The organism is Mesobacillus sp. LC4 (assembly GCF_053543455.1).
In genome coordinates, this window is the sequence record NZ_JBGCUB010000001.1 from 298,177 (window position 1) to 309,858 (window position 11,682).

Sequence of the window (11,682 nt, forward strand, 5' to 3'; positions counted from 1 at the left end):
AATTACATGCGTGTAAATATTACATTAGCTTGCACAGAATGCGGAGAGCGCAACTATATTTCTAAAAAAAATAAGCGTAACAACCCAGATCGTCTTGAGCTTAAGAAATACTGCTCTAGAGATAAGCGCGCAACAGTACATCGCGAAACAAAATAAGCAGCGGGATTTTTCCCAGCTGCTTTTTTGTTTGTCTAAAAATCTAAAAATCATTTCTTCGATGCTTCCAGGAATGGTATTGTTAATATATATATAGTCCATACAGATGTGCAGAAATCAATACATAAAGTAGCCTATAACGTTTGGGGGAAGCATGAATGGATGCAAAAAAAGCCCTGAGAAAGGGCATGAAAGAGAAACTAGCAGAGCTGGGCAAACCTGAATATGAAGATCTGTCTTACCGGGTTGGACAACAGTTGTTTCAAACCGAAGAGTGGATTGAAGCTTCAACAATCGCTATTACGGTTTCCAAGGCTCCAGAGGTTGATACATTCCAGATTATCAGGAAAGGCTGGGAACAGGGGAAAAGGATGGTCGTCCCAAAATGCGAGCCAAAGACACGTCAATTAAACTTCAGGGAACTGAAGAGATTTTCTGAACTGGAATCAGTCTATTATGGTTTATTGGAGCCGATCGTCTCCGAAACGGAGTCAATAAACCCTGATGAAATCGACTTAGTGGTTGTGCCTGGACTCGCTTTTTCAAATGAAGGATACAGGCTCGGGTTCGGAGGAGGATACTACGACCGTTTTCTGGCAAACTATCAAGGAAATACGGTTTCTCTGGCTTTCGTAAACCAAATTGTTCCAGAAGTTCCTGTTGAAAGCCATGATATCCCGGTACGAAAAATAGTCAGCAGCGAAGGAGTCATCATCATTGGGGATTGACCAGCTGTTGGTAATTGGGTTTATTGCTATATTCTCCGCGGCTTCAGGGTTTTTAAAATTATTGAAACCATCGGGAGCTTTTGCTGCTTTTTTCACCGGTTTGTCCGTATGGGCAGGATTCGGTTTGAAGGGGCTTACCTTAATGGGAGTTTTTTTTCTCACCTCCAGCCTTCTGTCCAGGTATAAAAGTAAAGTGAAGGAACAGCTGGGAGAAATACATGAAAAAGGTTCAGCGAGGGATTGGGCCCAGGTAGCTGCAAATGGTGGAACCGCAGCGTTTGCAGGTGTGGCCAATTTTATTTCACCTGATCCGGTTTGGCTACTTGTACTTGCCATCTCCCTTGCCAGTGCCAATGCAGATACATGGGCCTCTGAACTTGGTGTTTTGAGCAAACAGCAGCCAATATCAATTAAATCATTTATAAGGGTGCCACGGGGAACCTCAGGTGCGGTTTCTGGTTTTGGCACGGCAGCTTCAGCAGCAGGTTCCTTGTTGATTGCTTTAACCGCTTTGTTACTTTTCGACTGGGCTCCTGGTCGGGCTTTATTTGTGTTTATTTTCGGATTCTCAGGGTCGTTGGTAGACACATTGCTTGGTGCCTATATTCAATCCGAATTCAAATGCGTTCGATGTAATGTTCTTACTGAAAAATTAACCCATTGCTCCATGCCAACCAAGCAGGTTTCAGGTTTTAGCAGAATGAACAACGACGCTGTGAATTTCATCTCATGTTTCACAGTGGCTATGTTGGGAATGTCATTATATAACCTGTTTTAAACCAGCCGAATTGAAATGTAACAAAATGTTTATAATGATAACGTTTACTAAGGAAGAAAAGTTATATATTCAGATGAGAAGAAAAAGTACAATCAAATTAACAAATAATTATGCAAGGTGGGATCCTAGATGAAAAATCACGTGAATCGTGTTGTCCTTGTTGGAACAGGCTTTGTTGGTTCGAGTTATGCATTTGCGATGGTCAATCAGGGAGTAACTGAAGAATTAGTGCTTGTCGACCTCAACAAGGAAAAGTCTGAAGGAGACGCGATGGACTTAAACCATGGAATGGCATTCGCTCCTTCCCAGACGAAAATATGGTTTGGCTCCTATGCTGATTGCAAGGATGCAGACTTGGTTGTCCTTTGCGCAGGTGCCAATCAAAAACCTGGTGAAACAAGGCTTGATCTTGTGGAAAAAAACTCAAGAATTTTTAAGAGTATTGTTGATGAAATCATGGCAAGCGGTTTTGATGGGATTTTCCTAGTGGCAACAAACCCGGTTGATATCCTAACATATGCTGTCTGGAAATACTCCGGCCTGCCAAAGGAACGTGTCATCGGTTCGGGGACGATTCTGGATACAGCAAGATTCCGATTCTTGCTGGGAGACTATTTCAAAGTCGATACCAGGAATGTCCATGCCTATATCATTGGAGAACACGGAGATACGGAATTGCCTGTTTGGAGTCATGCTGATATAGGCGGCAAGCCAATCGCAAAAATGATGAAAGATCAGGAACATTATAAGCATGATGATCTAGAGGAGATTTTCACCAATGTACGTGATGCTGCCTATCATATCATCCAGCGTAAAGGAGCTACCTATTATGGAATTGCCATGGGTCTTGTCCGCTTGACCAAGGCGATCCTTCAGGATGAAAACTCTATTTTGACCGTTTCAGCCCAACTAAGCGGCGAATATGGCCATGAAGATATCTATATCGGGGTGCCAGCTATCGTTAACCGCAACGGAATCAGGGAAATTGTTGAGCTTTCCCTTGATGAAGATGAACAACAGAAGTTTGACCATTCTGTGGGAGTATTGAGAAAAGTAATGGATTCCATCATATAAGTATGGATGGATGGGCTGCTGATCAATGCAGCCCTTTTATTTTGCAATTTTGTAACCGCTTTCTTCTATTATATATGCATCTTTTGCAAGTAATCTTAAAAGTTGAGTGGATAAAAAGTTGGATTAAATACCAAAATAAAAAGGGAGGGATTAATATGGCAAGGAAAATGGTCTCGATCTTTATGCTTGGACTGGCTGGCTACTTTGTTATTGAAAATAGGTACAGGCTCATGAATATGCTTCTTGGCAACAGGTTTTTACGCCGAGTGGCTGTGGGTTCAATCATGGGGATGCCAGGTATCAGAATCAAAATGATGAATTCATTATTCTCAGGACCTTCAGAGTTTCAGTAAAAGACCTTGTCAGGTCTTTTTCTGTTTTAAAGCGTTCATGATATCTTGAAGACGGAGCTTTAGTTTATAATCATTTTATAGAGGAAAAACAAGATACATATTAACGGCAGGGACCGGAGCAGGAAAGTAGGGGAGAAGTTGGCTTTTTTGGAAGAGTATTTGTTTTGGAAGGTCACGGAATTCCTGATTGTGAAAAAGGAGTATCGTATCCTCCAGCTATCGCAGGACCATGGGGAGTTGTGGCTGGAAAAGACAGAAAACAAGCATTCGCAGGTAGTTCGCCTGTTGCACTATAATCTTGATTGGAGCAACTGGCTCCATCGTGATATCAAAATGACTTCTGAGAATGGAGACAGAATCCGCAGGAAGCTCGCTAAAGGAGAGTTGAAGATTCTAAACCTTTACTTTAGCGCCTATCCACCTGTGGATGATTATGAATTCAGGATTGATGAACCAGCTCTCTCGGATAACGGCAAGGTGACGGTTGATACCATATTAGTGGAAAGATCTAATGTATATGATGCTTTAAGTAAAATAGAAAAAAGATTCGATGATGAAATAAAGATTGAGCTGGCAGAGGAGTTTTCGGAGGATGATGTAGAGTCCATAAAGAAGAATGCCCTGTCCAGTGCGGTTAGCCGGGCAAAGGAAGAGCAATCCATCTTCAATTATGGGAAGCCTTTTTTTACCTATATATTCATTGCAATCCAAGTATTAATGTTTCTCGTTCTCGAGGCAGCTGGTGGCAGCACGGATACATCAACCTTGATTAAATTCGGTGCCAAATTCAACCCGCTCATTCTAGAGGGAGAATGGTGGCGCTTTTTCACACCGATTATCCTCCACATTGGGCTGCTCCACTTGTTTATGAACACCCTGGCTTTATATTATTTGGGGACGATGGTTGAAAGGCTTTACGGGAACATGAGGTTTTTATTTATTTATATCCTTTCTGGTTTCAGCGGGGTGTTGGCCAGTTTCATTTTCAGTCCTAACCTTTCGGCTGGGGCGAGTGGCGCAATCTTTGGCTGCTTTGGCGCATTGCTTTATTTCGGTGTTGCGAAGCCAAGGCTGTTTTGGAGGACATTGGGGCTGAATATCCTTGTAGTGCTTGGCATCAACCTTGCCTTTGGTTTCACGATTCCTGGGATCGATAATGCAGGACATATTGGAGGACTTGTTGGCGGATTCGTCTCAGCAGGCATTTTCCACCTCCCTAAAAAGAAACGGCCATTGCTGCAAACCGCCTTTCTATTCGTTACGATTTCAGCAATAGCTTTAACATTGCAATATGGCTTTAGCGGCAAGGCCAATATAGTGGATGAAAGTTCGATCTTGGTGCTTGCCCAACAGCATATTAAAGCGGAAGAGTATGAACAGGCTAATGATCTGCTGTCAGACTATCGCAAGTCGGAGACACTTTCGGCCGAATCATTATTTATGCTTTCTTATACTGAAATCAAGCTTGGCAGGCTTGAAGACGCAAAAAGGAATCTACTTAAGGTAGTTGAATTGGCTCCGGATTTTCACGAAGCTTATTATAATCTCGCGTTAATATATTTAGATGAAAAAAGCCTGGAGGAAGCCCAAACCTATGCAGAAAAGGCAGTAGAATTAAACCCTGGGCAGGAAAGCTACCGCAAAACACTTGAGCAGATCAATCACTACCTTGAAGAAGCTGCTTGAGCACGATGCTCTCTCCAGCACCAGTTTGTGTCACAACTAGTAGATGGCTTTTATCTTTTGATACCAGAATCAAAGGCATGGTACTGTCAATCGGGTCTACGACAGTGCCATCGCCTTTTTTTATGCCCAGATAATAATTCTTATATAGCCCCTCCCATAGCTTTCCAATAATATTGGCTGTATCCTTTTGTGTAAATCCATTTAGAGGCTGGTCCTCATACTGTCTGATTGTATCGAGGGGGACTACAATATAATTCTCGATCCTAAACCCAAACGTTTTTTCAGCCTTTTTCAGACTTTTACTTAGTTTGTTGCTTACACTCTGATCCAGTACCTTTTTCCATTCTTTCTCCTGTTTGCTTTTGGCGACCGAAAAAGACTGGAGTGGGCTGAAAGGAGAATCAATCACATACAGCATGTCATCAGACATTCTTTGCGCGCTTGTGATTTTGTCCCCGTCCCCATGAAGTTCTGAATAATGAAAAGTGATGGCGTCATATTTTGCACTTTCCCCGCTTGATATGAAGTCTTGCTGCTCTACACCTGCAGTCTCTTCCTCCCACTTGGCAAACTTCCCTTTCAAAAGGCCGTTAACAAACAAGAGACCCATATCCTGTCTCAAGTATGCTTTCTGGTCCAATGTTGACTGTACCTTCCAATCAACAATATGTTTATTATCCTTTTTATCTTTTTGCAAATGTAACGATGTGATTGCACTTTTGTACTTTACTGCTTCATTCAATGGAAAAAAAGTGATCGTCTCCTCCGTACTGTTTATATTCTGAAGCTGGATCATCAAAGCTGAGACGGCTATAGCCAGTGCACTAATACCCAAAAATAAATACTTTTTCATCAGCTCACCCTTTTCAAATTATCAGGAGTCGGTATAACCACTATATGATACTTGTCCTTAACACATGCAATGAAGTATGATTTTCTCTTTATTTGTCTAAGATGGTGAAAGAAGTGGACAGGAAAATATTGGCCTGTATGAATGGTAAAGGTGATTCCTGCATAGAAGGATACTCATTTCAATTCAATCCTGTTCCAAGTGAACGAAAAATAAATGGGAAAAGTTTGTAAAAGAGCCTTAATGAAAGGTGTTTGAATAGAGATGGCAGAAAAACCAAAGCATCCCGTACATGAAAGCTTAAAAAAGAATATTGAATTTTTGAAAGAAGAACTTGGAATCGACAAGAGTTTTGATGTCATCCAGCTGGATGTAGAGTACGCTGGCAGAGACATGGCATTGTTTCTGGTGGATGGCTTCGTAAAAGATGATATCCTGCTGTATATCATGCAATTGCTGGCGAAGCTCGAGCCAGGAGCACTGGACGTTGAAACCCTCAAAAAGCTGGTCAAGACGTACATACCTTATGTAGAGGTAGAAACGACTGATGATCTTGATAAGGTTGCGGATATGGTACTCGCTGGTCCAACTGCTCTGGCTGTGGATGGCGTGGCAGAAATCATTCTGATCGATGCAAGAACATATCCTGTCAGGGGACCGCAGGAACCGGATACAGAAAGAGTAGTCAGAGGTTCGAGAGATGGTTTCGTGGAGACACTGGTATTCAATACCGCCCTTACAAGAAGGAGAATCCGTGACCGCACCTTGAGAATGGAGTATATGCAGGTCGGCAGGAGGTCCCAAACCGATATCGTCGTCTGTTACATAGAAGATATTGCCGATCCGGATATGGTCAAGAAAGTAAAGGACTCTATCAGTAAAATAGATACGGATGGATTGCCGATGGGGGAGAAGACCCTTGAGGAATTCATCTCTGGCCATCACTGGAATCCATTTCCCACAGTAAGGTACACAGAGCGGCCAGATACCGCGGCCACACATCTGTATGAAGGGCATGTCTGCATCATTGTGGATGGATCACCAAGTGTCCTGATTACGCCAACGACCTTTTGGCACCATTTGCAGCATGCTGAGGAGTACCGTAACAAGCCGGTAGTCGGAGCTTACCTGCGAATGGTAAGGTTCCTGGCTGTGTGGGCATCACTGTTTTTACTTCCACTATGGTATTTGTTCGCAGTCAAACCAGAATTGCTGCCAGAGAAGATGGCCTTTATTGGGCCGAATGATCCAGGACAAATTCCTTTATTTCTACAGTTTTTCCTGATTGAAATTGGAATCGATGTGCTCAGGATGGCCGCCATCCATACACCGACCTCCCTGGCAACAGCGCTAGGACTTGTCGCTGCTCTGATGATTGGACAAGTGGCGGTCGAAGTCGGCCTTCTTACAAATGAGGTCATCCTTTATCTTGCCATTGCCGCAATCGGGACCTTCGCAACGCCAAGCTATGAAATGAGCCTGGCAAACCGGCTAGTGAGAATATTCTTGTTAGTGCTGACTGCGGCATTCCAGCTTTATGGATTCCTGATCGGCGTCTTGCTGTTCTTCATCTTGCTCGCAAGAATGAAATCCTTCGGTGTACCATACCTGTGGCCGTTCATTCCATTTAACCCAAGGGCGTTCCGAGACGTGCTCCTACGGTCACCGATTCCATTAAAGAACAGGCGGCCAAGAATACTCAAACCACAGGATCCAGATCGATAGAAAAAAGCAGCGCTCAATCTGAACACCTGACAGCATTGTCAGGTGTTTTTTAAATGCACAAAAGAGCTGAAATAGGCGAGAAGGGGGATTCATCCCCTTAGGGCACAATTAGGCGAGAAATGTACCCTTATGAAGGGAAATCCCATCCCCTAAGGGTACAATTAGGCGAGAAATGTACCCTTATGAAGGGGAGTTCCATTCCCTAAGGGTACAATTAGGAGAGAAATGTGCCCTTATGAAGGGGAATCCCATCCCCTAAGGGCACAATTAGGCGAGAAATGTACCCTTATAAAGGGAAATCCCATCCCCTAAGGGCACAATTAGGCGAGAAATGTGCCCTTATGAAGGGGAGTTCCATCCCCTAAGGGTACAATTTGGTGAGAAATGTGCCCTTATGAAGGGGAGATCCATTCCCTAAGGGTACAATTAGGAGAGAAATGTACCCTTATGAAGGGGAATCCCATCCCCTAAGGGCACAATTAGGCGAGAAATGTACACTTATGAAGGGTAGATCCATTCCCTAAGGGCACAATTAGGCGAGAAATGTACACTTATGAAGGGGAATTCCATTCCCTAAGGGCACAATTAGGCGAGAAATGTGCCCTTGAGGTAAAATTGCATCCCATAGGGGATATTCGGTATGAATCATATTCGAAAATCTTTACAAATGTGTAATGCGCTTTCTTATTTGTCATAAAATCTTCTCCTGCATACTTGAGGAGGCATAGAGTATCCTTTATACTAAAGTAATGAAAGCATGTTCTTATTTTCACAAACATTGAGGGGATTACGTTGAAGACGATTTATGACATCCAGCAGTTCCTGAAAAAATTCGGGACAATTATTTACATAGGTGACAGGGTGGCGGACTTAGAACTCATGACTGCCGAACTGAAAGAACTTTATAATTCCCAATTGATTGAGACAAAAGATTACCAGTCTGCGATTTTACTTTTAAGACAAGAAATCCGTCTGGAAACAGAAAAAAAACGCAAATGAGAAAAGGTGACAGAAAATGGCTGAAAAATGGCTTGTAGGGGTAGATCTAGGTGGAACAACAACCAAGCTTGCTTTCATAAGCATGTATGGCGAAATCCTTCATAAGTGGGAGATTCCAACAGATGTTTCAAACGAAGGAAAAAATATAACAGTCAATATCGCCAAGGCTATTGACGCAAAACTTGAGGAGTTAGGCCATTCCAAAACTGAAATCATTGGGATTGGCATGGGCGCTCCTGGCCCGGTTGACCTTGCGACCGGTGTGATTTTTGAAGCAGTGAACCTTGGATGGAGAGAGCCATATCCTTTGAAAGACCTGCTTGAAGTCGAAACCTCGCTTCCGGCTGTAATCGATAATGATGCGAACTGTGCCGCACTGGGTGAAATGTGGAAGGGTGCAGGAAATGGTGCCAAAGATCTTGTGTGTGTCACCCTGGGAACAGGAGTAGGCGGCGGTGTCATCACAAATGGGGATATCGTTCACGGAGTGAGTGGCGCTGCAGGTGAAATCGGCCACATCACTTCAATGGCTGAAGGTGGAGCGCCGTGTAACTGCGGCAAAACTGGCTGCCTGGAAACCATTGCATCTGCAACTGGAATTGTCAGGATTGCTACTGAAGCCTTGAACAAAGAATCTTCAACCGGAGAACTGGCAACAGTGTATAAGGAAACAGGCTTTGTAACGGCGAAAGATGTTTTTGATTCTGCGAAAAGGAACGATCAATTGGCGATGAAAGTCATTGATTCAGTGGCTTTGCATTTAGGAATTGCACTTGCCAATATCGCCAATACACTTAATCCGGAAAAAATCGTCCTTGGCGGAGGAGTTTCCAAAGCAGGGAATGTCCTTCTCAATCCGATAAAAGAAGAGTTTTTGCGCAACTCTTTTCCTCGAGTTGCTCAATCAACCGAAATAAGTATCGCTACATTGGGAAATGATGCAGGCGTGATTGGGGCTGCATGGTTGGTCAAGAACAAAATTAGACAAGAATAACTAGCTGCAGGGAGTTTTCAGTGAGAAAACTCCCTGTTTTTTTATGAGACAAAAGTTTCAATTTTCGGAATTTGGGCATTCCTGAAACTTTTTAAGGTTTAATTCGTCTAAAGTAGTGGAAAATCACAATAATTGGTCTATACTTTTTTACTTTAATTTTGTTTGCTTTTTAGAAAAAAAAGTATTAAGATTATCTTTGATTCTTGAGCAAGTGGAAAAAATAACCTAAAAATTCCCACATCTGTTATATTTGACAGGGAGGTAATAAGCAAAATGAAGAAGAATACATGGACTAAAGCATCCATTGTTGCTATTGCGACGATCCTGCTTTGGCTAAAGACGTATATTGCCTATAAAACTAGCTTTGATATAAAGATTGAAAACTGGAGACAGGAAATCATTCTGCTCATGAACCCCTTAAGTTTCCTGATGATCATCCTGGGAATCAGCATGTTCATGAAGGAGAAGGCTCAGAAACGCTACATTTTAATAACAAGTTTCATAGTTTCAGCTATCTTGTTCGCTAATGTAGTATTCTACCGTTTCTTCAATGACTTCCTGACAATCCCTGTGCTTTTCCAGACGAGTAATATGAGTGATCTGGGCAGCAGTGTAACCGAACTCATCAACATCAGCGATTTGTTTTATTTTGCAGACTTGCTCGTGTTGGCTGTTCTTTTAAAATTCAAACCAAATCTAATCGTATTTCGTGAATATACAAAAGTGGACCGCAGATCTTTCTTCCTTATCGCGATTGCGATTGCATTCTTTAACCTGGGAATGGCTGAAACTGAGCGGCCTCAGCTATTGACAAGAACATTCGATAGAGAAATGCTTGTTAAAAATATCGGAACGTACAATTACCACCTGTATGATGCTTACTTACAATCTAAGTCATCCGCACAGAGAGCAATGGCTGATGGCAGCGAGCTTGCAGACATTGACAACTATGTGCGTGCAAACTATTTACCGCCTAACGATGAGATGTTTGGTATAGCAAAAGGGAAAAATGTCATTCTAATATCAATGGAATCCACCCAGAACTTTGTCATAAACCAAACAGTGAATGGACAGGAAATTACCCCATTCCTGAACGATTTCATCAAAGATAGTTATTACTTCAATAATTTCTATCATCAGACTGGCCAGGGTAAAACTTCAGACTCTGAATTCCTGGTTGAGAATTCACTGTATCCATTAAGCCGAGGTGCTGTTTTCTTTACCCACTCTGGCAATGAATATTCTGCAACACCAGAAATCTTGAACGAAAATGGCTATTTCACGGCTTCTCTGCATGCGAATAATAAGAGCTTCTGGAACCGTGATATCATGTATCAATCACTGGGCTACGAGCGCTTTTACTCCTTGCCGGATTATGAAGTGAAAGAAGAAAATTCAGTAGGCTGGGGCATGAAAGACATTGAGTTCTTCCAGCAATCTGTTGACCATTTGAAGGCTATGCCAAAGCCGTTCTATTCAAAGTTCATTACGTTGACGAACCATTTCCCATTCGAACTGAATGAGGAAGACCGTTTTATCGACCCTTATACGTCAAATGATAAGACAGTCAATAATTATTTCCCAACTGTACGTTACCAGGATGAGGCTCTTAAGCTATTCATCCAAAAATTGAAAGATGAAGGACTTTACGAAGACTCAATCATTATTTTATACGGTGACCATTATGGGATTTCAGAGAACCATAATAAAGCGATGAGTGAATACCTTGGCAAGGATATCACACCTTTTGAAAGCACCCAGCTTCAACAAGTGCCGTTGATCGTCCATATTCCTGGGCAACAAGGCAAAGTCATGCCTACGGTTGGCGGACAGATTGACCTTAAGCCGACAATCCTTCACCTATTAGGAATCGATACAAAAAATAACATCGATTTTGGTTCAGACCTATTCTCGAAGGACCGAAATGATTTCGCTGTTCTTCGTGATGGCAGCTTCATAACGAAGGATAATGTATTCACAAGAGAAACTTGCTATGATAAAGCAACTGGTGAACCGACTGATAACGCATCTTGTGAGCGTTACTTCGATCAAGCAAAGAACGAGCTTGAATTCTCCGATAAAATCATTTACGGTGACTTACTGAGATTTTATGACGAGAAAGATACTGACAAAGAAAATGGTTCATCAAAGTCAAATGAATAATCAATAGAAAACCTGCGCCTGAATATAATTTGGGTGCAGGTTTTTTGCTAACTTTATAGTGGAAATTAACCTGAATCAATGAGATATTACATAGTGCAGAATAACAGTTTTTTAATAATGGGAGAATTTATAAAAAAACAGGTTTTCATGCAGTGTAAAATGATTTACTAATTTTT

At 42.2% G+C, this 11,682-nt stretch carries 11 protein-coding genes; 10 read left to right on the top strand and 1 reads right to left on the bottom strand.

The window, feature by feature from the left end:
• The first annotated feature begins 6 nt into the window (after positions 1–6).
• From rpmG to AB5I83_RS01475, 6 genes are all read left to right on the top strand, one after another.
• Positions 7–156: a 50S ribosomal protein L33 gene (rpmG, locus tag AB5I83_RS01450; protein WP_084221782.1), complete on the top strand. Its 150-nt coding sequence runs from the start codon at positions 7–9 to the stop codon at positions 154–156.
• 158 nt (positions 157–314) lie between these two features.
• Positions 315–884, top strand: coding sequence for a 5-formyltetrahydrofolate cyclo-ligase (locus tag AB5I83_RS01455; RefSeq protein ID WP_448972298.1), 570 nt, complete (start codon positions 315–317; stop codon positions 882–884).
• A complete protein-coding gene (locus AB5I83_RS01460) occupies positions 874–1,662 on the top strand; it encodes a DUF92 domain-containing protein (RefSeq protein WP_448972300.1) in 789 nt (262 codons plus the stop codon). The genes AB5I83_RS01455 and AB5I83_RS01460 overlap by 11 nt, the downstream gene beginning before the upstream one ends.
• A 129-nt stretch (positions 1,663–1,791) precedes the next feature.
• The gene (locus AB5I83_RS01465) at positions 1,792–2,736 is read left to right on the top strand and encodes an L-lactate dehydrogenase (protein WP_448972302.1); all 945 of its coding nucleotides are present in this window, start codon (positions 1,792–1,794) and stop codon (positions 2,734–2,736) included.
• A 155-nt stretch (positions 2,737–2,891) separates the two neighbouring features.
• Positions 2,892–3,089, top strand: a complete 198-nt coding sequence (locus AB5I83_RS01470) for a hypothetical protein (protein WP_448972304.1) — start codon at positions 2,892–2,894, stop codon at positions 3,087–3,089.
• A 138-nt stretch (positions 3,090–3,227) separates the two neighbouring features.
• Positions 3,228–4,775 (top strand): rhomboid family intramembrane serine protease, encoded by a 1,548-nt coding sequence (locus AB5I83_RS01475; protein WP_448972306.1) that lies wholly within the window; start codon positions 3,228–3,230, stop codon positions 4,773–4,775.
• Here the strand turns inward: AB5I83_RS01475 and AB5I83_RS01480 are convergent.
• A complete protein-coding gene (locus AB5I83_RS01480; RefSeq protein WP_448972308.1) occupies positions 4,747–5,628 on the bottom strand; it encodes a hypothetical protein in 882 nt (293 codons plus the stop codon). The two genes, AB5I83_RS01475 and AB5I83_RS01480, sit on opposite strands and share 29 nt — an antisense overlap.
• A gap of 261 nt (positions 5,629–5,889) precedes the next feature.
• Between AB5I83_RS01480 and AB5I83_RS01485 the strand changes: the two genes are divergently transcribed.
• The 4 genes from AB5I83_RS01485 (at position 5,890) to AB5I83_RS01500 (ending at position 11,506) form a co-directional block, all read left to right on the top strand.
• Positions 5,890–7,350 (top strand): spore germination protein, encoded by a 1,461-nt coding sequence (locus AB5I83_RS01485; protein ID WP_448972309.1) that lies wholly within the window; start codon positions 5,890–5,892, stop codon positions 7,348–7,350.
• Positions 7,351–8,142: 792 nt separating this feature from the next.
• The gene (locus tag AB5I83_RS01490) at positions 8,143–8,349 is read left to right on the top strand and encodes a YqgQ family protein (protein ID WP_226085342.1); all 207 of its coding nucleotides are present in this window, start codon (positions 8,143–8,145) and stop codon (positions 8,347–8,349) included.
• A gap of 16 nt (positions 8,350–8,365) precedes the next feature.
• Positions 8,366–9,343, top strand: a complete 978-nt coding sequence (locus AB5I83_RS01495) for an ROK family glucokinase (RefSeq protein ID WP_448972311.1) — start codon at positions 8,366–8,368, stop codon at positions 9,341–9,343.
• A gap of 273 nt (positions 9,344–9,616) precedes the next feature.
• A complete protein-coding gene (locus AB5I83_RS01500; protein WP_448972313.1) occupies positions 9,617–11,506 on the top strand; it encodes an LTA synthase family protein in 1,890 nt (629 codons plus the stop codon).
• Positions 11,507–11,682: the final 176 nt, after the last annotated feature.